This is a genomic window from Kribbella sp. NPDC104218, from assembly GCF_055584105.1.
In genome coordinates, this window is the sequence record NZ_JBVJMQ010000003.1 from 121,772 (window position 1) to 143,545 (window position 21,774).

Genomic DNA, 21,774 nt, shown 5'->3' on the forward strand with positions numbered 1-21,774 from the left:
CATGACCGGACGCGTCCTGCACGCCCAGCTGCACCTGCTCGACCGCCAGCTGATCGACCAGTCCGACGGCCACCTGGCCGGCAAGGTGGACGACGTCGTCCTCGACCTGGACGCCGATCCGCCGGTCGTCACCGCGCTGATCTCGGCCCGCCGGGAGATCTCCGCCCGCCGGATCGCCGACCTCGGCACCGCCGTCACCATCGTTGCCGACGGCCTCGACCTGGACCGGTACGACGACCGCGTCGAACGCGCCGTCATCGACAAGATCCCGGGAGCCGGTCATGCGGCTGAATGAGCTGTTGGGGCACCGGGTGGTGGACTCGTCGCGTGTCGCGATCGGTGGCGTCGCCGACGTCCGCTTGGTTCAAGACGGCCCGCTGCTCGCGGCGAGCCACCGCGCTTTGCGCGTCGACGGGCTCATCGTCGTCGAACACCGCCACACCCGCCTCTTCGGCTACGAACGCCACGTCGGCCCGGCGCTGTTGCGCCGCCTCGTCCACGCCCGCCTCGGCGAAGTCTGGTACCTGCCATGGCACGACGTGGCGGCGATCGCCGACGGAGTGGTGACGACCGAACGCGGCCGGAACGAGTTGCAGCCGTTGGAGGAGCTCGCCCGCTACTGACCAGGCTTGACGGCGTCGCGCGCCGCCTGTTCCACCCGGGATCGATGCGCAGCCCATTCCGCTTCGCTCGGTCCGGATGCCGCGTTCGGCCAGGCGCCGAGGGTGCCGTCGAGCTCCTCGCGCAGGATGTCCGCATGCCCGGCGTGCCGGTTGGTTTCGGTGAGCACGTGGACGAGCGCGTTGAACAGCTTGATGTCCGGTCGCGGCCACCACGGCACGTGGCCGGGTGCGTCGATCGGCAGCGCCGCGATCGTCGCGTCTGCGTGGGTGCACGCTCGTTGGTACTCCGCCAGCACCTCGGCACGCGTCTCCGTGGCCGGCACCCACAGATGGTCGTAGCTGACGTAGTCAGGCGCGAAGAAGTCCGGGATCGATCCGGCGTACGGACGGTCGAAGACCTCGCCGAGGTAGCGGGCCTCGCTGTGGCCGAGGTGTTTGACCAGGCCGAGCAGGTTGGTGCCGGTACGGGTCATTGGGCGGCGGACGTCGTACTCGGGCAGGCCGTCGAGTTTGAACAGGAGGGACTCGCGGACCGAGCGGAGGGCGTTGTGCAGGTAGTCCTTGGCGAAGTCGTCGATCATTCGGCGGCCGCGGGGGAGCGGACGATGAGGGCGTCGGGGGCGACGGTGGCGGTGAGGGTGCGGCCGGGGGTGGTGGGGTCGCCGTCGAGCTGGCGGCGCATGGGCTCGGCGGCGGTGACGACGATCCGGCGGCCGGCGCGGCGGTGGATGTGCGGGTCGCGGACGTCGCTGCGGCTCAGGATCCGCCAGACGACGCGCGGCCAGTGCGACAGCCGGTTGGGACTGAGGACGACGACGTCGATCAGGCCGTCGTCGGGGCGCGCGTCCGGGATCAGGGCGATATCGGCGGTCAGGGTGCCGACGTTGCCGATCACGACGGTCCGGGCGTGCCGGACGAAGGGTTTGCGGTCGTCGACGGTGACGGTCACCTTGACCGCGGACTGGTTCAGGTTGCGGGCCAGGGCGACCGCGTACGCCGCCCACCCGATCCGCTTCTTCACCGGGTCCGGGGCATCCTCGATGATCGCGGCGTCCAGGCCGAGACCGGCCATCACGGTGAACCGGTCGGCGGGCAGGTCGTCGCCTTCGACGTCCGCGAGATCGATCGTCCGGTCGGCGCCGTCCAGCAGCTGGGTCAGCGCGAGGTCGACCGTCAGCGGGATGCCGAGGTTGCGGGCGAGCAGGTTGCCGGTGCCGGCCGGCAAGATCACGAGCGGGATGCCGGTATTCGCCAGCTCGACGCAGACCACCCGCACCGTCCCGTCGCCACCCGCGACGATCACCAGGTCGACCTCCTCGTCGACCGCCCGCCGGGCCATCCCTTGCCCGGGGTCGTCGACGGTGGTCTCCATCCAGATCGGCTCGGCGTACCCCCGCTCCTCGACCGCCGCCGTCACCGCCGACCGCAACTGCTCGACGTCCCCCACCTTGACCGGATTGACGACCACGGCCACCCGCTTCGAACCCATAACGCCCTCTCCTCGACTGCCCGATCATCCCCCGCCCAGCCGAGCTGAACCCCAGGACGCCCGCAGACTACGCCCTGCCGTCAGCGGGTGACGCGGTCGATGTTGGCGCGGTCTTCGGCGTCCTGGCTGGGGGCGGTGGCGAACCAGGCGTCGAGGATCTCTTCGAGGAGGGGTTCGGAGGTGAGGCGGAGGCTGAGGGCGAGGACGTTCGCGTCGTTCCAGCGCCGGGCGCCCTCGGCGGTGTAGGCGTCGGTGCAGAGCGCGGCGCGGACGCCGGGCACCTTGTTGGCGGCGATCGACGCGCCGGTGCCGGTCCAGCAGCAGACGACGGCCTGGTCGGCGCGGCCCTCGGCGAGCTCGCGCGCGGCCGTCTCCGAGCAGACGGCCCACTGCGGGTCGTCGCCGTCGCGGAGCGCGCCGTACGCCGTCACCTCGTGACCGCGTTTGCCCAGCTCGGCCACCAGGGCCCGGGCGACGGGCTGGTCCATATCCGACGACACCGCGATCCGCATGAGCCGACCCTAGCTGGTTACGGAACTGCGCGAGACTTCGGTCAGATCTTGAATTAAGTGTGGGAATCCGCTTTCCTGAGCACATTCGCCGCCCAGGAACGAGGAGAACCCCATGTCCGGAGTCGCCCCACTCCGTCCGCCGCCGCGTGTGCGCCGGCGCCGGATCGCCGTGATCGCGACCGCGCTGGCCGGTGTCGTCGCCGGTGGCCTGACCGTCGTCACGACGTCCCCGGCGGTCGCCGCGATCTCGCCGACCGCGTGGAACACCGTCACCGCCAAGCACAGCGGCAAGTGCCTCGACACCCGCAACGCGGGGACGGCGAACGGCACCGCCGTCCAGCAGTTCGCCTGCAACACGTCGACCGCCCAGCAGTGGCAGTTCCAGCCGACCAGCGGCGGCTACGTGCGCATCAACGTGCGGACGAACCCGGCGCAGGTCGTCGACGTCTCGAACGTGTCGAACGCCGACAACGCGCTGCTGCACCTGTGGGCCTACGGCGGCGGTAACAACCAGCAGTGGCTGCCGGTCGAGGAGGCCGACGGCAACTACCATTTCGTCAGCCGGCACAGCGGCAAGTGCCTCGACGTCCCGGCCGCCAACACCGCGGACAACGTCCAGCTCGTGCAGTACGCGTGCAACGGCAGCGCCGCCCAATCCTTCAAGGTGACCTCCGTGGATGGACCGCCGAACCCGCCCGGTACGCCGGACCTCGGCCCGAACGTCTCCGTCTTCGACCCGTCGATGCCGGCCAGCCAGATCCAGTCGCGCCTGGACCAGGTCTTCAACCAGCAGGAGGAGAACCAGTACGGCGAGCAGCGGTACGCCCTGCTGTTCAAGCCCGGCACCTACAACGTCAGCGCGAACGTCGGCTTCTTCACCCAGGTCGCCGGTCTGGGCCTGACGCCGGGCAGCGTGAACATCAACGGCGCCGTCCACGTCGAGGCCGACTGGTTCCCGCCGCAGAACGCGACGCACAACTTCTGGCGCGGCGCCGAGGGTCTCACCGTGACGCCGCCTGGTGGGCTGGACCGGTGGGCCGTCAGCCAGGCGTCGGCGTACCGGCGGATGCACCTGAAGGGCAACCTCGCGCTGGACGACGGCGGCTGGTCGAGCGGCGGCTTCATGGCCGACACGATCGTCGACGGCCAGGTCCGGTCGGGCAGCCAGCAGCAGTGGCTGTCGCGGAACACCCGCTGGGGCAGCTGGACCGGCCAGAACTGGAACATGGTCTTCGTCGGCGCCGAGAACGCGCCGGCCGGTAACTTCCCCGAGCCGCCGTACACGAAGGTCGCGCAGACGCCGATCATCCGCGAGAAGCCGTACCTGTACATCGACGCCGCGGGCGCCTACAAGGTCTTCGTCCCGGCGCTGAAGTCGAACTCGGCCGGCCCCGGCTGGGCCAACGGCAACCCCGCCGGTCAGTCGCTGCCGATCGAGCAGTTCTACATCGCCAAACCCGGCGTCACCGCCGCGACGCTGAACGCCGAGCTGGCCGCCGGTAAGGACCTGCTGTTCACGCCGGGCGTCTACAAGCTCAGCGACTCGCTCCGGATCAACCGCGCCAACACCGTCGTCCTCGGGCTCGGCCTGGCCACGATCATGCCGACCAACGGCACCACCGCGATCTCGGTCGCCGATGTGGACGGCGTCAAACTGGCCGGTCTGCTCATCGACGCGGCCCCGACCAACTCGCCGCTGCTGATGGAGCTCGGCCCGGCCAACTCCTCGGCCGACCACAGCGCCAACCCCACCTCGCTGCACGACATCTACTACCGCATCGGCGGCTCCGCCGTCGGCAAGGCGACCGAGACCCTGCGCATCAACAGCGACGACGTCATCCTCGACCACACCTGGCTGTGGCGCGGCGACCACTCGTTCGGCGTCGGCTGGAACACCAACACCGCCGACACCGGCCTCGTGGTCAACGGCGACGACATCACGGCGTACGGCCTGTTCGTCGAGCACTACCAGAAGTACCAGACCATCTGGAACGGCGAACGCGGCCGCACCTACTTCTACCAGAACGAAATGCCCTACGACCCGCCCAACCAGGCCGCCTGGATGAACGGCTCCACCCGCGGCTACGCCGCCTACAAGGTCGCCGACCACGTCAACACCCACGAAGCCTGGGGCCTCGGCTCCTACTGCGTCTTCACCTCCGACGCCTCCATAGTCGGCGAACGAGCCATCGAGACCCCCGTCAAACCCAACGTCAAGTTCCACAACATGGTCACCATCTCCCTCGGCGGCCGCGGCACCATCGCCCACGTCATCAACAACACCGGCGGCCCCTCCAACTCCACCACCAACAAAGCCCAATGGGTCAACTTCCCCTAACCACCTGATCCTGCGGCGCCCCACCCGGGGCGCCGCAGGTGTCGTACCGTCGCCCCATGACCGGTGACCAAAAGCTCGTCCTCGTCGACCTGGACGCAGACCTCGTCGCTGCCTGGGCCGACGTCTTCGCCGAACAGATCGAGGACGGCGCCGTCGAGGTGCGGCACGGCTCGTTGCTCGACGTCCTACCTGAGGTGGACGCGGTGCTGACGGCAGGTAACAGCTACGGCCAGATGGACGGCGGTGTCGATCGTGCGCTCTCGAGTCATTGGCCGAGTCTCCAGCGCACGGTGTGGGCTACGCTCGGCGACGAGCATCACGGCTACCAGCCGGTGGGTAATGCCATTGTCGTCCCAACCGGCGATGAGCGCTGCCGCTGGCTCGTCTACGCACCGACAATGCGGGTGCCGATGCCACTCGCGGGCGGTCTGGAGATTGCCGTCCATGACGCGTTCTGGGCTGCTCTCCTGGCAGTCGGCCGCCTCGGTGACGCAGTCGGCAGTTTCGCGGCGCCGGGATTCGGCACCGGGTACGGCCGAGTCGCCCCGCGCCGAGCCGCGCACCTGATGGCCGCTGCCTACACCATGTGGCGCCTCCCCGCGACCACACGGATCTCCCATCGTGAACAACTCTTGCAGTGAGTAGGTGGCGAAGATTTGCGCAAAGGTCATCGGGGGTTGGGGGTGGGCGTTTAGGTTGGCTGCGACTTGGTGTTCGGGCTGAAGGGGTCGCTCCGATGCGTTTTGTTGCTGCTGGTCTGGTGCTGGCTTTGGTGGTGCCGGTGGGGCCGGCGACGGCGGCGCCGGGGGTGGTGCGGGATCCGGCGGCTCATGTTGATCCGTTGATCGGGTCGTTGCGGGACGGGACGACGTGGCCGGGGGCGGTGCGGCCGTTCGGGATGATCTCGTGGAGTCCGACGAGTACGCGTGGGGACCAGACCAGTACGGGGGCTGCCAACGGGTATCAGTACGACCTGACTCGGGTGCGGGGGTTCAGCCTGACGCACTTGAGTGGGGCCGGGTGTAATCCGGGTGCGGCCGGGGACATCCCGATCCTGCCGTACGTCGGGGCGGTCGATTCGTCGCCGACGGCTGACACGAAGGATGCGAAGTACGCGTCGAACTTCAGTCATGCGAACGAGAAGGCCGTTCCGGGCCGGTACACGGTGACGCTGGACTCGGGAGTGAAGTCGGATCTCTCCGTGACGACGCGGGCGGGGCTGGGGGAGTTCACGTTCCCGGCCGGGCAGGCGGCGAACCTGTTGTTCCGGACGTCGAACTCGCTCAACGGCAGCGAGGACGCCGAGGTGACGATCGACCCGCGGCGCCGGAAGGTGACCGGATCGGTGCTGACGGGGGCGTTCTGCGGACGGCGGGCCAACGGCGGCGTGAACAACCGGAAGACGTATTACCGGCTGCACTTCACCGCGTCGTTCGATCAGCCGATCGTTGCCAACGGCACCTGGAAGGACGGCGAGCTGGCGGCCGGGAGCACCCGGGCGACCGGGGGAGAGGGCTACGCGACCGGGGCGGACCGGGCGGGGCGCGGGTCGGGTGGGTACGTGACGTTCGCGCCCGGCGCCAAGGTGCGGATGCGGCTCGGCATCTCCTACGTCAGCCTGGCCGGCGCCGAGCTGAACCTGCGCGCCGAGCTGCCTCCGCGGGCGACCGTCGACCAGGTCGCTGCCGAGGGGTACGCCGCTTGGCGTCGTGAGTTGCGCTCGGTCGCGATCACCGGCGGCACCGAGGCGCAGCGGACGACGTTCTACACCGCGCTCTACCACGTGCTGCTGCAGCCGAACGTCTTCAACGACATCGACGGCCGCTACCTCGGCTCGGACCTGAAGATCCACCGGCTGGCACGAGGCCAGAAGGCGCAGTACGGCACGTTTTCCGGCTGGGACCAGTACCGCGCGCACATCCAGCTGCTCGCCGTGCTGCGACCGGACGTCGCGGGCGACTTCGCCCAATCCATGTACCACTTCGCCCAGCAGAACAAGGGCATCTGGGACCGCTGGCTGCACAACAACGGCCCGACGCACGTGATGACCGGCGACCCGGCCGCGCCGACGCTGGCGACGTTCGCCGCGCTGGGCGTGCGGAACTTCGACACCCGCGGCGCGTTCGCGTCACTCGTCCGGCAGGCCCGCGTCCAGAACCCGGACGCCGAGAACGACGGTGGTTGCCCAGGGCAATGCACCGGGCAACGACCGGCGCTGAACACCTACCTCGCCAAGCAGTACGCGCCACAGGACGCCTGTCACTGTTGGGGCGGCGCGGCCGAGACCCTGGAGAACGCGCTGGCCGACTACTCGCTGGCGCAGTGGGGGCAGCGCCTCGGCGCCGACGTCCGCGATCTGAAGGACCGCGGCAGCTGGTGGAAGAACACCTTCGACCCGGCCGTCGGCTACCAGCGGGCCCGCAAAGCCGACGGCACCTGGGAGCCCGGTTTCACGCCGTCCACACAGACCGGTTTCGCGCAGGGCTCCAGCGCGACGTACACCTGGATGGTCCCGCAGGACGTCGACGGTCTCGCGCAGGCGATGAACGGCCAGGCCGTCAGCCGGCTCGACGCGTTCTTCCACGACGAGAACGGCAACTGGGCCGTCAAGGGCGGCAGCGCGGTGCGGTACGACCCGACCAACGAGCCCGGGTTGCACGCGCCCTGGCTCTACAACGGCCTCGGCGTCCCATCGAAGACCCAGGCGACCACCCGCGAGATCGTCGACACCGTCTACGGCACCGGCCCGGCCGGTCTGCCCGGTAACGACGACCTCGGCACGCTGTCGGCCTGGTACGTCTTCGCCGCGATCGGCCTCTTCCCGCAGACCCCCGGCCGCGCCGAGCTCCTCGTCGGCAGCCCGCTGTTCCCCAAGGTCGAGCTGCGGCGCAGCAACGGTGTCCGGCTGATCATCGAGGCGCCTGCGACCTCGGATGCCAACCAGTACGTCGAAGCTCTGTCACTCAACGGCCGGTCGCAAGCCGAGCCCTGGCTGCCGGAGTCGTTCGTCAACCGCGGCGGCCGGATCGTCGCCCGCATGACCGATGCCCCGACCAGCTGGGGAACCCCGCGTTGACCTAACGGACGCAGCCGCAGGACTCGCGGTGCATGATCTCGACGGGCAGGCGCATCGTCTGCGCCGGCGCGTCGGGGTCCTGCATCCGGCGGACCAGCAGCTGGACGGCGCGGGCCCCGATGGCCGCCGACGGCTGGGCGATCGTGGTCAGCGCCGGGCTGAACAGGTCCGCCCACGGAAAGTCGTCGAAGGCAACGAGCGCCATGTCGTCCGGTACGCCGACGCCCGCGGCATGTAACGCGGCCAGCGCACCGATCGTCATCCCGCTGTTGCCGGTGAACATCGCCGTCGGCGGCCGGTCGAGCTGCAGCAACTCACCGGTCGCCCGCCGTCCGCCCGGACTGGACGAGTCGCCGACCCGGACCAGATCCGGATCGACGCGCAGCCCCGCGCGCTCGTGCGCCAGGTGGTACCCGCGCAGCCGCTCGGCGCTCGTGGACAGCCCAGGGATGCCGGTCAGCATCCCGATCCGGCGATGCCCGTGCCGGATCAGGTGGTCGATGACGGCGATCGTCGCGGCCTCGTTCTCGACGCCGACCTGGTCGACGTGCAGCGCCGGGTCGATCCGGTCCACCATCACGAACGGCAGCCCCTGATCGCGGAGCAGCGGCAGCGTCGTCCCGCGCCAGTCGGCCGCGGGCGAGATGATGAGGCCTTCGAGCCGGTGCGCGAGCAGGTTCGCCACCGACGACGTCTCGTACCGGGCGTCGTCCCGGGTGTCGACGATGACCAGGTTCAGCCCGGCCCGCGTCGCCTCCCCGTCGATGCCTTGGATGAGATCCACCCAGTACGGATTGTTGGCCACCGTGATCGCCAGGCCGATCGTCCGGTTCGCCCCGGCCGCCAGCGAGCGCGCCGTCGGCTGGTGCTCGTAGCCCAGCGCGCTCATCACCCGCTGCACGCGCTCCCGCGTCTCCGCCGCGACCGCCCGCGTCCCGTTCACCACATGCGAGACCGTGCTCACCGACACCCCGGCCGCCAGAGCGACCTCGCTCATCGTGACGCGGTCGGAAGTGTCGGCCATGCGGACATGGTCGCAGGCGGGCCACCTCAGCCGAAGTGCCGGGACAGCTCCGAGACTTTCGCGGCGGGGTCGGCCCGGCCGCCGGCGCGGGTACGGTGAAGCTTTGCTGGTTGCCGACGACGAATCTGGGGAGACGATCGTGGCATGGATGGATGCAAGATGACCGACCGGATCGGGGCCGAAGTGGCCATCGTGGGCGGCGGTCTCGGCGGGGTGGCCGCCGCGCTCGCGGTCCTGCAGCGTGGTCGCCGGGTGGTGCTCACCGAGGAGTACGCGTGGCTCGGCGGGCAGCTGACCTCGCAGGCGGTGCCGCCGGACGAGCGCAACTGGGTCGAACAGTTCGGCAGCACCGCGCGCTACCGCGAACTGCGCGAGAACATCAGCCAGTACAACCCGGGCCGCGCTCGGGTCAACAAACTGTGCGACGAGCCGCGCGTCGCCGCTGCGGTCATCACCGAGTTGCTCGCGTCGTACCGCTCGTCGGGCCGGCTGACCGTGCTGCAGCCCGCGGAGCCGGTGGCGGCCGAGATGAGCGGTCCCGCCGTCCGCACGGTCACCGTCCGCAATCCGCTGACCGAGGCCGAGACCGAGATCACCGCCGACTTCTTCGTCGACGCGACGGAGGCCGGCGATCTGCTGCCGCTGACCGGGACGGCGTTCGCGGTCGGCGCCGAGGCTCGCAGCGAGCATGGTGAGCCGAGTGCGCCCGAGGTCGCCGATCCGGCCGATGTGCGGTCGATCGCCTGGTGTTTCGTCTTCGACCACGTGGACGGTGAGCACATCATCGAGCGGCCGCGCGACTACGACCTGTGGCGTTCGTTCGAGCTGCCGATCGAGGACGGCTTCGACGCCGGCGACGTCGTCCTGGCCAACTGGCCGCAGCTCGACTACGTCGGCGGCCCGGCGATCGACTTCGAGTCCCGGCAGGCGCATTTCGCCGCGGCGAAGGCGCAGTCCCGCGCGTACTTCTACTGGTTGCAGACCGAGGCTCCGCGGCCGGACGGCGGCCACGGCTGGCCCGGGCTGCGGTTGCGCGGTGATCTGGTCGGGACGGACGACGGGTTCGCGCAGGCGCCGTACATCCGGGAGTCGCGCCGGATCAAAGCCCTGACGACCGTCCGCGAGCAGGACATCTCGATCAAGGCCCGTGGGACCGCCGGCGACAACTCCCGCGACGGGGAGTGCGCGCCGTTCGAGATCCCGCTCGGCGCGCTGATCCCGGTGACCACGCAGAACCTGCTGCCGGCGGCAAAGAACCTCGGGACCACGCACATCACCAACGACGTCTACCGGCTGCACCCGGTGGAGTGGAACGTCGGCGAGGCCACCGGGGAGCTCGCCGCGTTCTGTCTCGACCACGGGCTGCGCACGCAGCAGGTCGCGACCGATCCGGAGCTGGTCGAGCAGTACCAGGCCCGGCTGGCCGAAGCCGGCGTCGAGCTGCACCGGCCTGAGACCGACGGCTGAAGGGACTGGGCCGGCCCGGCTATCGCACGGGCGGCCCGAGGGTGGCGGCGAACTGGGCGGCGCCGCGGGTGGGCGCTTCGAGGTCGAGCCACCAGACGTCGGGCGGCAGGTCGTCGGTGTTGTGGACGGCGCCGAGGGCGGCGAGGCCGTCGACGAGTTCCGGTTTGGGGACGGCGCCTTCGCGGCTCTTCTCGAAGACGCCGCGTTTGGTCGAGAGCAGTGAGACGACGGGGTGCGCGGACTTCGCCCAGTGCGCCGTGAGGCGTTTGGGAGTCGCGTTGCGGCTGCCGTGGTGGCCGACTTTGTAGAGGTCGACCTTGCTCAGCGCGGTCGCGAGCCGGCGATCGGTCTTCAGTAGATCGAGTGTGCGGGACCAGTTCTCGGCCTGGGCGTCGCCGGGTAGCAGGATGCGGCGGCTCCCGATGGTGACGAGCAGGATGACGCTGGTGTTGTTGAGGACGTCGTCCAGCGCCTCGACGATCTCCAGCCCTTGGGAGATCCGGCGTTCGTCGAGGTTGCGGAGCAGCCACTCGGCCGCGCCGACGCCACCGGGCTGCGCGAGTGTCCGTCGTGCGCGGGCCAAGGTCGCCGTGCCGCCGGGCTGGAGCAGCTCGGCCAGAGCGCTGTCACCGGCCAGCCCGAGCCAGTACTCCTCGGACTCCTTGGCGTAGCGGGTCAGCGACGGCACGTCCTTCAGCGTCGGCGGTCCGAGAACCTGGATCTTCACCCCCGGCAGCTCGGCTGCGACGTCCAGCGTCGTACCGGCTGTCACATAGTGGGCCTTGCTGTCCGCGGCCCAGCCTTCCAGCCGCGCGATCGCGGCCGCGTTCTTGAAGCCGAGCTCGGCCAGGCGGGCCGCGCGCTTGGCCTGCGCGACGCTGTCGAAGGCGAGGACGCCGAGGCGCTCGGCCTGCGCGGGCAGCTGATCGAGGATGCCGAGGAAGTGCCGCTGGTCGTCGTCGAGCTGGTCGCGCTCGGTCTCCGGTACGTCGGTCCACGGGCGGATCACGAGCCGCGGTTTCAGCCGATCGAGAGCCGCGCCGGCCCGCGCGTCCCCGAAGCCGCCGACATGATCGCGATGCCGATGCGTCGCCACGACGGCGTCCAGCTGACCGCCGCTGTGTTCGGCGATCAGCTCCGCGACCTCCGCCATCCGCGGTCCGTCGTCCGCGCGCGCGACGCTGCCGCAGTCGATCAGCATGTGCCGCTCGCGCCGGCCGTCGGGCAGCTTGCTCCGGTACGTCATGGTCAGGAGCAGACAGTCCCCGAAGCCGACCTTGTACGCGCGGAGTCGCACACGACTCGGCGTACTCACAGCTCGTCCTCGGCGTCGTGCAGCAGCGCGAACCGCCGCTTGTCGCCGCCGTCGCGGAACCCGCGCTTGGCGAGGTACTGCAGCCGCCGGTTCTGCCGGTCGACGTCGAGGACGGGTTTGCGCTGATGCAGCCGAAACCGGCCGAACTGGTCGAAGACCAGGACGCCGCCGCCCAGCAGCTCGACCGGCTCGTCGGCGGGCAATCCGTCCGGAGCGTCGATCCCGGGCGGCAGCTCCGCAGGTAGGGCGCGCAGGATCTGGATGTAGTCCGCGATGGTCTCGTTCAGCACCAAACCGTCCGGGCCGACCCGGGTGCTGCCGAGCACGCGCTCGACGCGAGTGGTCAGCCGGACGTCGATGCCGAGGGCGCCGGCGTTGTTCCAGATGAACTGGTAGACCTCCTCGGGCGAGGTCCGCAGCGCGGCCAGATTCAGATGCTCGTACCGGATGCCGCCGCGCGTCTTCGCGTCCGGATCGGCCCGGTACGGCGTCGGCGTCCGCCGGGCCGAGGGCGGGGGAGCGGCGTCGCCGTCCTCGTCGACCATCTGATGCTCGGGCGGCGTGATACCGAAACTCGCGAAGGCGGCCGTCAACTTGGCGCGGTAGCCGTGCTCGTCGTCGGCGGCCAGCCGCCGGTCCGCGGTCAGCACCGCATCGATCACGTCGGCGAACTCCAGCTCCGCGGGCGGCAGGTAGTCCAGCGCCCGGAGCAACATGCCGAGCAGGTGCTGGGCTGACTTCACGCCCTCCTCGGCAACCCGGTTCACGTCGACGCCGTCGGTGTCGACGCGCAGCGGGTCGAGCCGCGCGGCCCACATCGCCACCAGCGTCTGCAGGAACGCGGCGACCAGCACCTCGGCCCGCCGATGCGGCTCGAGGAACGCCGGATCCGTCGTCCAGGCAGGGGTAGCGGGGAGATCGACCGATCTGCGTAGCGCCGGGTAGCGGCCCGGCGCGGCCGGCGTCCGGCGGCCGCCGATCTGCTCGGCGAGCAGGGTCAGTGGCGTCGCCTTCAGCTCGGCTGCACGCCATTCGGCCATCAGCCGGCGGCCGATCTCCTGGTCCGGGTTCCGCATCGCGGCCTCGTCACCGGGGAACGCGATCTTCCCGTTGCCGTTGTCGAGAAGGCGTTTCGCGACGTCCTTGAGGCTGAAGACCGACAGCAGCGCGACGATATCGGCCAGCGCCTCGTGGAACGCGAGCTGATCCGGCAGGCCGGGCTCGGTGTAGCGCGGCCGCAGGCCGTCCAGGATCGCGTGGCTGACCTCGTGCGCGATGACGTCGTACGACAGCGCGGTGTAGAGACTCGGCTGGTCGCCGGTGGCCGGCAGCCAGCCGAACAGGACGGCGTTGTGTTCGCGGGAGTAGAAGGCGTTGGCCTCGATCCGGGCCCGCGGGACCAGGTAGAGCTGCGGGTAGTGCGAGTACCACGGGATCGGGCGGCCGAGGTGCCGCTCGAAGAGCGCGAGGGTGTGCGCGGCGACGGCGAACAGGTTCTGTGCGCGGAAGCCGGCGTCCTCGACGAGTAGTGCCGGATCGGCCGGGCGGTGGTCGGCGTCCCAGCGGTCGCGGTACGTCCAGGGGTCGCCGTCGTTCAGGACGACGGGCGCCGCGGCGGTGTTGGTGCCGATGCCGACGTCCACCACATGGAAACGATGGCCGCGCGGCCCGCGCTGCAGGCGCTCGGCCGGGACGGCGAGCTGGGTGAGCAGCGGCAGCTTCCCGCCGGCCAGGACGATCGGGTCCTGGGCGAAGACCGTCATCGCGACGGTGTCGTGGTGCAGCAGGTTCTGGTCAGGCGCGGACATCCTGACCGTCCTTCAACGGACGGTCCGGGTAGGGCAGGGCGACGGCCGGCAGGTCGGCGTCGAGATAGGCGAGGAGACCGGCGTCCGCGGCCGCGAAACCCCAGTTGATCAACAGCTCCTGCTGTTCGTCGGACACGGTGGTGAGCCGGGTGCTGATGGCGGCCAGCCGCTCGGTGACGGCCGGATCGACCTCGATGTACGGCCGGTTGGCGGGGACCGGCCAGTCACGCAGATCGCTGACCGTGCTGATGAAGAAGCCGTCGTGCGGATCGTGCGCGTTCGCGAACGCGTCGACGACGGCGCTTCGCCGCAGCGCGCGGACCTGTGAGTCGAGCAGGAACAGCACCCGGATGATGCCGCGGGCCCAGTCCCGCGCGGGGTCCGGATCGGCGTCGATGTAGCCGCTGGCATCGCTGATCAGGACGGTGCGGCAGCGCTTCCACACGGTCTCGATCCCGAGGTTGTCGTAGACGCCGCCGTCGCTCAGCAGGATCTCGTTGCGGAACCCGGCGCCGGTGTGCACATTGCCGCTCTCGGTCCGCCACTTCGCGCCGGACAGGTCAAGCTCGTACGGCGACAGGAACGGCGGGAAGGCCGAGGACGCCGCCACGGCGTCGGCGAGCGGGACGTCGGCGTGGTCGACGCGGCCGACCTTGTAGTCGGCGACGTAAGGGCGGCTGAAGCGCAGCAGGACGCCGGACTCGAGATTGGTCGCGTTCAGGATGAAACGCGGTGTCTCGGGGAGGTCCTGCAGGGTCGCGTCGCCGTACAGATGCCGTTTGAATTTGGCGACCACGCGATCGGAGATCGTGACGAACGGGAGTAATGCGCCGGCCGCCACCGCGGGCAGGTCGACTTTCAATTGAGCGAATGCTCGAATGGGCTCGGTGATCAGGTCGTCGAAATTCGTGGCGACATCGCCGGTGAACTTCAGTTCGTTCCAGCGCAGGCCCAGCAGTGCGGCCGTGATCGAGCCGCCGGAGACGCTGGAAACCCTGTCCAGGCTGGGTAATCGGCCTGCGAGATTCAGTCGCCGCAGGACGCCGACGTGAAAGAGCATCGCGCGAAAACCGCCGCCGGACAGGCACAACCCCACGCCGCCGGACGGCGCTTCGCCTGGTGCGTCCGGCCCTTGCCGGACCGGCCCGGAAAAGTCGTCCATGCCGAGACCCCCCTCGGAACACATTCCCCTTTTCGCAGCGTGGCACAACCCCGAACGGCGATCAACCCTTCGGCGCGACGGCCCGTAGCGCGAGGTCGGCCAGCGCATCGGCGTACGCGTCGCTGAACGGATGCGTACGCAGGATCCAGCGGTGGTAGAGCGGGCCGAAGATCAGCTCGGCGGCGACGTCCAGATCGATGCCCTCGGCAACTTGCCCGGCGGCCTGCGCCGCGCCGAGGCGCCGCTTGGTGGCCGCGAGCTGCGGACCCAGGACGCGGCTCATCACCTCTTGGCCCAGGGCGTCGTCATGCTGCATGTCGATCAGCAGCGCGCGCAGCGTCGCCGAGTTGGCCGCGTCGGCGAGCTCGGCCGCGATCGCGCGCAGCACCAGCCGCAGGTCGGCGGCCAGGTCGCCGGTGTCGGGCCAGTCGGCCTCGGGCGTGGCCTGCTCGACGACCAGCGCGTCCAGCACGACCGCGCCTTTCGAGGACCACCAGCGATAGATCGTCTGCTTGCCGACGCCGGCCCGGGCGGCGATGCCCTCGATCGAGGTCTTGGCGTAGCCGAGCTCGGCGACCGACTCGGCGGCGGCGGTCAGGATCGCCGTCCGGGCCCGGTCGCTGCGGCGGCGGTCGTCTGGACTTTTCATAGACGAGACGATACGGTCCGTCTCGTTAGGTTTTCAAGTGGGAGGCGGAACCGATGACCCTGTGGATGATTACCGGCGCCGGGCGCGGGCTGGGCCGGGCGTTCGCCGCGGCGGCGCTGGAGCGCGGCGACCGGGTGGTCGCGACGATCCGGCAGGACGGCGTCCTCGACGATCTCGCCAAGCAGCACGGCGATCGCCTGGTCACCCGCCGGCTGGACGTCACGTCGGCCGAGGCGGTGCGCGCCGTCGTCGCGGACGTCGTCGCGACCGTCGGGACGCCGGATGTCGTGGTCAACAACGCCGGGTACGGGCTGGTCGGCGCGGTCGAGGAGCTGTCCGAGGCCGAGTTGCGCGCGCAGTTCGAGGTGAACTTCTTCGGCGCGATCTGGGTGACGCAGGCCGTCCTGCCGCATCTCCGGGAGCGCGGGTCCGGCCGGATCGTCCAGGTCTCGACCGTCGGCGCGGTCGGGCATCTGCCGCTGTTCGGCGCTTACAACGCTAGTAAGTGGGCGCTCGAGGGGCTCAGCTCGGCCCTGGCGGCCGAGGTGGCGCCGCTCGGCATCGGCGTCCACCTGCTGCAGCTGGGCGGGTTCGCGACCGACTGGGCCGGCGCGAGTATGAGCTTCGCGACCGCTGATCCGGCGTACGACGGCACCCGCGAGGCGATCCTCGGGGCGTCGGCGTACCCGGAGCTGATCGTCGAGCCGGGGGAGTCCACCGACGAGTCTCCGGCGGTCGCCGCCCAAGCCTTGCTGGCCTTGATCGACGACCCCGATGCTCCGTTGCGCAAGGTGGTCGGCGCGGGTGCGCACGACATGGTCCGGATGGCGCTGGAGTGGCGTCGCGACGACTACCAGCGCGATCCGGAGTTCACCTGGCCGTCGGCTAGCTGACGATCTTTCCGGGGTTCAGGTTGCGGCCGGGGTCCACGGCCGCGACCAGACCCTGGATCATCTGGACGCCGGGCTCGGAGATGTCGTCGGCCAGCCAGCGGGCGTGTTCGGTCCCGACCGCGTGGTGGTGCGACAAGGTGCCATTGGCATCGATGAAGGCCTGCTGGACGGCGGACTTGACGACGTCGTACTGCGCGATCGGGTCACCCTCGGACTGCTTGAAGGCGAAGGTGAAGTAGAGGCACGCGCCGCTGTGGTACGAGTGCGACAGGTGGCACATGATCCAGCCCTTGACCCCGAGCTGCGCGAACGCCTTGTTGGCCCGGTCGACGACCGTGTCGTACAAGGGCAGCAGCTGCGCCCAGGACGTCGAGGTCTCCGACACGTCGGCCAGCGCGCCGCGATCGAGCAGGAAGTCCCGGATGTAGGGCGTGTCGAACTTCTTCTGGTCGTAGAGCTCACCCGGCCCGGCGCCGACGCACAGGCCGCCGTGCGAGGCGACGATCTTCTTGACCAGCTTGCGCTGCCGGGCGACGTGCTCCGGGCTGCCTTCGTAGCCGATGAACGACAGGCACATCTGCTCCAGGTCCCAGCCGCGCTTGCGCAGGACGGCGATCAGCGCGGAGCTCATCACCTTCGACAGGCCCTTGCTGTTCTTCCGGGTGGCGAACGAGAACGACGTCTCGCGCGCGTCCGAGACGCGGGTGATCAACGGCGCCGCGTCGCTGGCCGCGATCGCCCGCATCGCGGCCACGCCGCGCTTCCAGTCCGGGAAGAAGTAGCCGAGGACGACGCGCTCGGCCGGTTTGCGGTGCACCTGGACGGTCGCCTCGGTGATCACACCGAGCCGGCCCTCGCTGCCGAGGATCATCTCGCGCACGCTCGGCCCGGTCGACGTGACCGGGACGGCGCGGGTCGCGAGTGTCCGGCCGGGCTGGACGACGCGCACCGCGCGGGTGATGTCCGCGATGTCGCCGTACTTGTCGGACTGCATGCCGGACGAGCGGGTCGCGATCCAGCCGCCGAGCGAGCTGTGGGTGAAGCTGTCCGGGAAGTGGCCGAGCGTCCAGCCGCGGTCGCCGAGCTGCTTTTCCAGGTCGGGCCCGAGGGCGCCGGCCTGGATCCGGGCCAGGCCGGACTCCTCGTCGATCGACAGCACCTGGTTCAGCCGGCCGAGGTCGAGCGACACGACCGGGCGCTCCTCGCCGGCCGGCGCCTCCAGGCTGCCGGAGATGTTGCTGCCGCCGCCGAACGGGATCAGGACGGCGTCCGCCGCGACGACCGCGTCCAGGACGGCGGCCACCTGCTCCTCGTCGGCCGGGTAGACCACGACGTCCGGGATCCGGCGCAGGTCGCTGGCCCGGATCCGGAGCAGGTCGCGCAGGCTCTTGCCGAAGGCGTGGACGACGCGGTCGAGATCGGTGCTGACGACGTACTCCGCGCCGAGAACGTCGGAGAGCGCTCTCTGCAGGTTCTCGGGAAGCCGGGACGCCGGGATGTCGAGCTCCTCGAACGCGATCGGCGGCCGCGCCGGGGCGTTCAGGTCCACCTCGACGACCTTCTGGACGAACGGCGCCAGCGACGGCTTGTCGTCGTGCGAGAACGCGACGCCCTCGACGCCCCAGCCCCACCACTTCATGTGCTGCACGGTCATGTTGAGTCCTCTCGGGGTGGGGCGGTCAGGAGCCGGCGAGTTTGGCGACGACCGGGGCCATCGCGTCCAGGGCGTCGACGGCGATCCCGATCGACGAGAAGCCGAACCGCTCGCGGCGGATCAGCAGGTCCTCGACGATCTCCTCGACCGAGCCGAACAGTGCGTGCGGCGTCCCGACGGCCTCTTCGGGGGTGAGCCCGAAACCGGCGGCCAGGTTGTTCGCGGTCTCGGCCCGGTCGAAGCCGACCAGCGCGAGATGGATACGGGACTGCAGAACGAGGCCGGGGAAGCGCTCCCCGGCGGCCTCGCGGATCCAGGCGATCTTCTGGTCGGTCGCGGCGATCGTCGCGTTCGGACCGACCGAGGCGTCGATCACGCCCTTGTGCATGTTCATGTTCACCGCGACCACGTCGGCCTCGCGGGCCGCGAGCGAGAGCACGCGCTTCCCGCCGCCGCCGATCACGATCGGCGGATACGGCCGCTGCGTGGGCTTCGGCGTCCCGTCCAGGCCGTTGACCTGGTAGTGCTTGCCGTCGAAGTGGCAAGGCTCGGCGGCGAACAGGCCCTTGAGGACGGCGAGCGCCTCCTCGAGCCGGTCGATCCGGACGCCCGGCGGGTCGAGCGGGATGCCCGCGCGCTCGTAGTCCGTGGCCAGCCAGCCGGCGCCGAGGCCGAGGTCGAAGCGGCCGCCGGACAGCACGTCGAGGGTCGCGGCCTCCTTGGCGAGGACGACCGGGTGCCGGTAGTCGTTGCAGAACAGCATCGAGCCGATCCGCAGCGTGGTGGTCGCGTTCGCCGCGGCCATCAGGGCGGCGATCGGCGCGATCTGCTCGTCGAGATGGTCGGAGACGGTGAGGCTGTAGTAGCCCAGGTCCTCGACCTTGCGGGCCAGCCCGGCCCACGACTGCGGGCTGATCTCGGACGGCGACGAGCACTGGACGGTGAAACGGAACGGCTTGTCAGCCGGCATCACGAACTCCTTGCTGATGAAGAGCGGCCACCGCGGCGGACATCCGGGCCGCGAACGCCTCGACCGGTTCGCCGGGACGCGGCCGGAGCGGCGTCCCGAACGCCACCCGCACCTTCGGGCGCCCGGGCCGGGGCCAACTGCGCCCCCGCGGCATCGCATCGTACGCACCCGTGATCCCGACCGGCAGACACGGCACCCCCTTCGCGACGCACAGCGCCGCGGCGCCCGGGCGGAATTCGCCCATCAGCCCGTCGCGCGAACGCGTCCCCTCGGGGAAGACGAGCAGGCTGAAACCGGCGTCGAGGACCCGCCCCGACGTCCCGCGTTTCGGGCGGTCCTTGCCCCGGTCGATCGGGAACGTGTTGAACACGAGCGCGGTCACGACCGCTCGCCACCGGCTCTCGAAGAAGTAGTCGGCCGCCGCGCCGACCGCCAGCCGCCGGGTGAGGCGGCGCGGCAGCTGGGTGACCAGGAGGGCGGTGTCCAGATGACTGGAGTGGTTGGCGACCACGACGTACGGGCCGGGATCGCGTACAGTGCCAGTGGTTTCGAGTCGCACCAGCGAACGGACCAGCGGGCGCAGCAGGCCGCGCTGGACGAACATCCGGACCAGTGCGGTGGATCGGGACCCCAGCCAACGCGGCAACGCCGGCGGACGGGCCGCGGGGAGCTCCTCCCGGGCGGCAGGCTCAGCGCTCATCGGGACTGACCATACCTGCGACGGGGTCGCAGATGGAAGCCATGTGTCCGGATCCACTGAACGGGCTGGATCGCCTGCGACACAAGGTGTTTCGCTGTCGCAAGACCAGTCCGCGCGGCGGTCTGGCCCACCTGCGATTCGATCGCATAGTGTGCGGCTCATGACCGACCCGATCGCACTCGAGGACCAGTACGGCGCGCACAACTACCACCCGCTCCCGGTGACGATCGCCACCGCCGAGGGCGCCTGGGTCGAGGACACCACCGGCCGCCGGTACCTGGATTGTCTGGCCGGCTACTCCGCGCTGAACTTCGGGCACCGGCATCCGGCGCTGATCGCCGCCGCGACCGAGCAGCTCGGCCGGGTCACGCTGACCTCGAGGGCCTTCCACCACGACCAGCTCGGGCCGTTCGTCGCGGAGCTGGCCGCGCTGTCCGGCAAGGACGCCGTCCTGCCGATGAACTCCGGCGCCGAGGCCGTCGAGACCGCGCTGAAGCTCGCGCGCCGCTGGGGTTATCTGGTCAAGGGCGTCCCGGACGGGCAGGCCACCATCATCGTGGCCGACGGCAACTTCCACGGCCGCACGATCAGCATCATCAGCTTCTCCGGGGACGCCGAGGCCCACGACAACTACGGTCCGTACACGCCCGGCTTCCGCTCCGTCCCGTACGGCGACGCCGACGCGCTGGCCGCCGCGATCGACGACACCACGGTCGCCGTCCTGATCGAGCCCGTCCAGGGTGAAGCCGGCGTGATCGTCCCGCCGGAGGGCTACCTGGCCGCCGTCCGCGCGACCTGTACGGCCAACAACGTGCTGATGATCGCCGACGAGATCCAGTCCGGCCTCGGCCGCGCGGGCGCCACCTTCGCCAGCGCCCGCGCGGGCGTCGTCCCCGACGCCTACATCCTTGGCAAGGCCCTCGGCGGCGGCATCATGCCGCTGTCGGCCGTCGTCACCGACCGCGCCATCATGGACGTCATCACCCCCGGCACCCACGGCAGCACCTTCGGCGGCAACCCGCTCGCCGCCGCCGTCGGCCGAGCCGTCGTGAAGCTCCTGCAGCCCGGCGACCTCCAGGCCCACGCCCGCACCCTCGAACAAGACCTGCGCGACCGCCTCGAGCCCCTCCGCGCCCACGGCCTGGCCGGCCTCCGCGTCCACGGCCTCTGGGCCGGCCTCGACCTGGACCCCGCCCTCGGCACCGGCCGCGCCCTCTGCGAGCGCCTCGCCGACAACGGCGTCCTCGCCAAAGACACCCACGGCTCCACCATCCGCCTCTCCCCACCCCTGGTAGTCACCCCCGACGACCTCGACTACCTCACCGACCGCCTGACCCAAGCCCTCAAGACGCTCGCGGGCTGACGCGGCAACTCGTCCGCACGATCGCGGTCGGCCCGGTGATGTCGGTCTCCTCCGGGTCGACCGAGATCCGCCCGGCCACCGCGAGCGTGTCGCACACCTCCGGAACGCCGTACTCGGCCAGCAGTCGCTGGTACCCCTCCGCAAGCGCGACCGGATCGCTGAGATCCAGCGTGTCGATGGCGTCGTCCGGCAGCCCCGACGGCTCGTGCGGCAACCGCAGCCCAGCCTCGGCCGGATGCGGCGCACCGACGGCGGCCGCAGGATCGTCGTAGTCGTAGTGCCGAACAACCTCGCCCGCCTCGGCGATACACCAGGCGGCCCAACCATCCGAGCAGTTGACGCCGTACCAATGCGCAACCCCGAACCGCCGGCTCAGCTCGGCAGTCCGCTCGGCCACCACCAGGTCGTGCCCGGTCCGCCCGAACACCAGCGCCCACCCCTGCACCTCCGGGACGACGAACGCCCGCGAGCAGTACCGATGATCCTCCCGCGGCGAGCTGTGCACGATCTCGTTCCAGGCCGGCCCACCCACTTCGGCATCCACCCATTCCGGCTCCGAGAACCCGAACCCCTCGAACAAGGCCTCCACACCCACCGCCGGCACCGCATACCACCCACCACACAAATGCATCCGCATCCGCCCGAAACTAGCGGACACAAGGGGCGAACCGCCCGCACTCACCAACAATGCGGAGTAGCGGCGGTTCACGCCTGGGCGCGGTATCTGAGGG

Annotated in this window: 20 protein-coding genes; 8 read left to right on the plus strand and 12 right to left on the minus strand. The window is 70.4% G+C overall.

Features of this window, described 5'->3' with window-relative positions:
• The first annotated feature begins 1 nt into the window (after position 1).
• Both ACZ6ZD_RS25585 and ACZ6ZD_RS25590 read left to right on the plus strand, forming a co-directional pair.
• Positions 2–295 carry a hypothetical protein gene (locus ACZ6ZD_RS25585; protein WP_465676316.1) on the plus strand — a complete coding sequence of 98 codons (294 nt, stop codon included), beginning with the start codon at positions 2–4 and terminating at the stop codon, positions 293–295.
• Complete coding sequence (locus ACZ6ZD_RS25590; protein ID WP_465676318.1) at positions 282–623, plus strand: hypothetical protein; 342 nt, start codon at positions 282–284, stop codon at positions 621–623. The genes ACZ6ZD_RS25585 and ACZ6ZD_RS25590 overlap by 14 nt, the downstream gene beginning before the upstream one ends.
• Here the strand turns inward: ACZ6ZD_RS25590 and ACZ6ZD_RS25595 are convergent.
• The 3 genes from ACZ6ZD_RS25595 to ACZ6ZD_RS25605 form a co-directional block, all read right to left on the minus strand.
• Complete coding sequence (locus ACZ6ZD_RS25595; protein ID WP_465676320.1) at positions 617–1,204, minus strand: DinB family protein; 588 nt, start codon at positions 1,202–1,204, stop codon at positions 617–619. The two genes, ACZ6ZD_RS25590 and ACZ6ZD_RS25595, sit on opposite strands and share 7 nt — an antisense overlap.
• Positions 1,201–2,112 carry a diacylglycerol/lipid kinase family protein gene (locus ACZ6ZD_RS25600; protein WP_465676322.1) on the minus strand — a complete coding sequence of 304 codons (912 nt, stop codon included), beginning with the start codon at positions 2,110–2,112 and terminating at the stop codon, positions 1,201–1,203. Before ACZ6ZD_RS25600 ends, ACZ6ZD_RS25595 begins: the two co-directional genes overlap by 4 nt.
• Positions 2,113–2,192: 80 nt before the next feature.
• Positions 2,193–2,624 (minus strand): RpiB/LacA/LacB family sugar-phosphate isomerase, encoded by a 432-nt coding sequence (locus ACZ6ZD_RS25605; protein ID WP_465676324.1) that lies wholly within the window; start codon positions 2,622–2,624, stop codon positions 2,193–2,195.
• Positions 2,625–2,736: 112 nt separating this feature from the next.
• Between ACZ6ZD_RS25605 and ACZ6ZD_RS25610 the strand changes: the two genes are divergently transcribed.
• The 3 genes from ACZ6ZD_RS25610 (at position 2,737) to ACZ6ZD_RS25620 (ending at position 8,038) form a co-directional block, all read left to right on the plus strand.
• Positions 2,737–4,962, plus strand: a complete 2,226-nt coding sequence (locus tag ACZ6ZD_RS25610) for an RICIN domain-containing protein (protein ID WP_465676326.1) — start codon at positions 2,737–2,739, stop codon at positions 4,960–4,962.
• Positions 4,963–5,018: 56 nt separating this feature from the next.
• On the plus strand, positions 5,019–5,603 hold the full coding sequence (locus tag ACZ6ZD_RS25615) for a macro domain-containing protein (RefSeq protein ID WP_465676328.1): 585 nt from the start codon (positions 5,019–5,021) through the stop codon (positions 5,601–5,603).
• A 95-nt stretch (positions 5,604–5,698) separates the two neighbouring features.
• Positions 5,699–8,038 (plus strand): GH92 family glycosyl hydrolase, encoded by a 2,340-nt coding sequence (locus tag ACZ6ZD_RS25620; protein WP_465676330.1) that lies wholly within the window; start codon positions 5,699–5,701, stop codon positions 8,036–8,038.
• Between the two features lies 1 nt (position 8,039).
• Here the strand turns inward: ACZ6ZD_RS25620 and ACZ6ZD_RS25625 are convergent, their stop codons facing one another.
• Positions 8,040–9,062 carry a LacI family DNA-binding transcriptional regulator gene (locus ACZ6ZD_RS25625; RefSeq protein ID WP_465676332.1) on the minus strand — a complete coding sequence of 341 codons (1,023 nt, stop codon included), beginning with the start codon at positions 9,060–9,062 and terminating at the stop codon, positions 8,040–8,042.
• Between the two features lie 159 nt (positions 9,063–9,221).
• On the opposite strand from ACZ6ZD_RS25625, the gene ACZ6ZD_RS25630 reads away from it, so the two are divergent.
• Positions 9,222–10,529 (plus strand): FAD-dependent oxidoreductase, encoded by a 1,308-nt coding sequence (locus ACZ6ZD_RS25630; RefSeq protein WP_465676334.1) that lies wholly within the window; start codon positions 9,222–9,224, stop codon positions 10,527–10,529.
• Between the two features lie 19 nt (positions 10,530–10,548).
• Here ACZ6ZD_RS25630 and ACZ6ZD_RS25635 read toward each other — a convergent pair whose 3' ends face one another.
• From ACZ6ZD_RS25635 to ACZ6ZD_RS25650, 4 genes are all read right to left on the minus strand, one after another.
• Positions 10,549–11,844: an MBL fold metallo-hydrolase gene (locus ACZ6ZD_RS25635; protein WP_465676336.1), complete on the minus strand. Its 1,296-nt coding sequence runs from the start codon at positions 11,842–11,844 to the stop codon at positions 10,549–10,551.
• Positions 11,841–13,652, minus strand: coding sequence for a gluzincin family metallopeptidase (locus ACZ6ZD_RS25640; protein ID WP_465676338.1), 1,812 nt, complete (start codon positions 13,650–13,652; stop codon positions 11,841–11,843). The genes ACZ6ZD_RS25635 and ACZ6ZD_RS25640 overlap by 4 nt, the downstream gene beginning before the upstream one ends.
• Positions 13,639–14,814: a patatin-like phospholipase family protein gene (locus ACZ6ZD_RS25645; protein ID WP_465676340.1), complete on the minus strand. Its 1,176-nt coding sequence runs from the start codon at positions 14,812–14,814 to the stop codon at positions 13,639–13,641. The genes ACZ6ZD_RS25640 and ACZ6ZD_RS25645 overlap by 14 nt, the downstream gene beginning before the upstream one ends.
• 61 nt (positions 14,815–14,875) lie before the next feature.
• On the minus strand, positions 14,876–15,463 hold the full coding sequence (locus ACZ6ZD_RS25650) for a TetR/AcrR family transcriptional regulator (RefSeq protein ID WP_465676342.1): 588 nt from the start codon (positions 15,461–15,463) through the stop codon (positions 14,876–14,878).
• Between the two features lie 53 nt (positions 15,464–15,516).
• Here ACZ6ZD_RS25650 and ACZ6ZD_RS25655 point away from each other — a divergent pair, with 53 nt between their 5' ends.
• Positions 15,517–16,356 (plus strand): SDR family NAD(P)-dependent oxidoreductase, encoded by an 840-nt coding sequence (locus ACZ6ZD_RS25655; protein ID WP_465676344.1) that lies wholly within the window; start codon positions 15,517–15,519, stop codon positions 16,354–16,356.
• Here the strand turns inward: ACZ6ZD_RS25655 and ACZ6ZD_RS25660 are convergent.
• The 3 genes from ACZ6ZD_RS25660 to ACZ6ZD_RS25670 are packed head-to-tail and all read right to left on the minus strand — an operon-like array spanning position 16,349 to position 19,680.
• Positions 16,349–18,010 carry an FAD-binding oxidoreductase gene (locus ACZ6ZD_RS25660; protein WP_465676346.1) on the minus strand — a complete coding sequence of 554 codons (1,662 nt, stop codon included), beginning with the start codon at positions 18,008–18,010 and terminating at the stop codon, positions 16,349–16,351. The two genes, ACZ6ZD_RS25655 and ACZ6ZD_RS25660, sit on opposite strands and share 8 nt — an antisense overlap.
• 25 nt (positions 18,011–18,035) lie before the next feature.
• Complete coding sequence (locus tag ACZ6ZD_RS25665) at positions 18,036–18,980, minus strand: TIGR03621 family F420-dependent LLM class oxidoreductase (RefSeq protein ID WP_465676348.1); 945 nt, start codon at positions 18,978–18,980, stop codon at positions 18,036–18,038.
• On the minus strand, positions 18,970–19,680 hold the full coding sequence (locus ACZ6ZD_RS25670) for a lysophospholipid acyltransferase family protein (RefSeq protein WP_465676350.1): 711 nt from the start codon (positions 19,678–19,680) through the stop codon (positions 18,970–18,972). The genes ACZ6ZD_RS25665 and ACZ6ZD_RS25670 overlap by 11 nt, the downstream gene beginning before the upstream one ends.
• Before the next feature lie 160 nt (positions 19,681–19,840).
• Between ACZ6ZD_RS25670 and rocD the strand changes: the two genes are divergently transcribed.
• The gene (gene rocD / locus ACZ6ZD_RS25675; protein WP_465676352.1) at positions 19,841–21,043 is read left to right on the plus strand and encodes an ornithine--oxo-acid transaminase; all 1,203 of its coding nucleotides are present in this window, start codon (positions 19,841–19,843) and stop codon (positions 21,041–21,043) included.
• Here the strand turns inward: rocD and ACZ6ZD_RS25680 are convergent.
• Entirely contained in the window at positions 21,024–21,680 is a 657-nt protein-coding gene (locus tag ACZ6ZD_RS25680) for a hypothetical protein (RefSeq protein WP_465676354.1), read from the minus strand. The genes rocD and ACZ6ZD_RS25680 overlap by 20 nt on opposite strands.
• Positions 21,681–21,774: the final 94 nt, after the last annotated feature.

Excerpts from the sequence above, each read along its gene's own strand:
- ACZ6ZD_RS25585 (WP_465676316.1), top strand. The coding sequence starts at position 2 with ATGACCGGACGCGTCCTGCACGCCCAGCTGCACCTGCTCGACCGCCAG.
- ACZ6ZD_RS25590 (WP_465676318.1), top strand. The coding sequence starts at position 282 with ATGCGGCTGAATGAGCTGTTGGGGCACCGGGTGGTGGACTCGTCGCGT.
- ACZ6ZD_RS25595 (WP_465676320.1), bottom strand. The coding sequence starts at position 1,204 with ATGATCGACGACTTCGCCAAGGACTACCTGCACAACGCCCTCCGCTCG.
- ACZ6ZD_RS25600 (WP_465676322.1), bottom strand. The coding sequence starts at position 2,112 with ATGGGTTCGAAGCGGGTGGCCGTGGTCGTCAATCCGGTCAAGGTGGGG.
- ACZ6ZD_RS25605 (WP_465676324.1), bottom strand. The coding sequence starts at position 2,624 with ATGCGGATCGCGGTGTCGTCGGATATGGACCAGCCCGTCGCCCGGGCC.
- ACZ6ZD_RS25610 (WP_465676326.1), top strand. The coding sequence starts at position 2,737 with ATGTCCGGAGTCGCCCCACTCCGTCCGCCGCCGCGTGTGCGCCGGCGC.
- ACZ6ZD_RS25615 (WP_465676328.1), top strand. The coding sequence starts at position 5,019 with ATGACCGGTGACCAAAAGCTCGTCCTCGTCGACCTGGACGCAGACCTC.
- ACZ6ZD_RS25620 (WP_465676330.1), top strand. The coding sequence starts at position 5,699 with ATGCGTTTTGTTGCTGCTGGTCTGGTGCTGGCTTTGGTGGTGCCGGTG.
- ACZ6ZD_RS25625 (WP_465676332.1), bottom strand. The coding sequence starts at position 9,062 with ATGGCCGACACTTCCGACCGCGTCACGATGAGCGAGGTCGCTCTGGCG.
- ACZ6ZD_RS25630 (WP_465676334.1), top strand. The coding sequence starts at position 9,222 with ATGACCGACCGGATCGGGGCCGAAGTGGCCATCGTGGGCGGCGGTCTC.
- ACZ6ZD_RS25640 (WP_465676338.1), bottom strand. The coding sequence starts at position 13,652 with ATGTCCGCGCCTGACCAGAACCTGCTGCACCACGACACCGTCGCGATG.
- ACZ6ZD_RS25645 (WP_465676340.1), bottom strand. The coding sequence starts at position 14,814 with ATGGACGACTTTTCCGGGCCGGTCCGGCAAGGGCCGGACGCACCAGGC.
- ACZ6ZD_RS25650 (WP_465676342.1), bottom strand. The coding sequence starts at position 15,463 with ATGAAAAGTCCAGACGACCGCCGCCGCAGCGACCGGGCCCGGACGGCG.
- ACZ6ZD_RS25655 (WP_465676344.1), top strand. The coding sequence starts at position 15,517 with ATGACCCTGTGGATGATTACCGGCGCCGGGCGCGGGCTGGGCCGGGCG.
- ACZ6ZD_RS25660 (WP_465676346.1), bottom strand. The coding sequence starts at position 18,010 with ATGACCGTGCAGCACATGAAGTGGTGGGGCTGGGGCGTCGAGGGCGTC.
- ACZ6ZD_RS25665 (WP_465676348.1), bottom strand. The coding sequence starts at position 18,980 with ATGCCGGCTGACAAGCCGTTCCGTTTCACCGTCCAGTGCTCGTCGCCG.
- ACZ6ZD_RS25670 (WP_465676350.1), bottom strand. The coding sequence starts at position 19,680 with ATGAGCGCTGAGCCTGCCGCCCGGGAGGAGCTCCCCGCGGCCCGTCCG.
- rocD (WP_465676352.1), top strand. The coding sequence starts at position 19,841 with ATGACCGACCCGATCGCACTCGAGGACCAGTACGGCGCGCACAACTAC.
- ACZ6ZD_RS25680 (WP_465676354.1), bottom strand. The coding sequence starts at position 21,680 with ATGCGGATGCATTTGTGTGGTGGGTGGTATGCGGTGCCGGCGGTGGGT.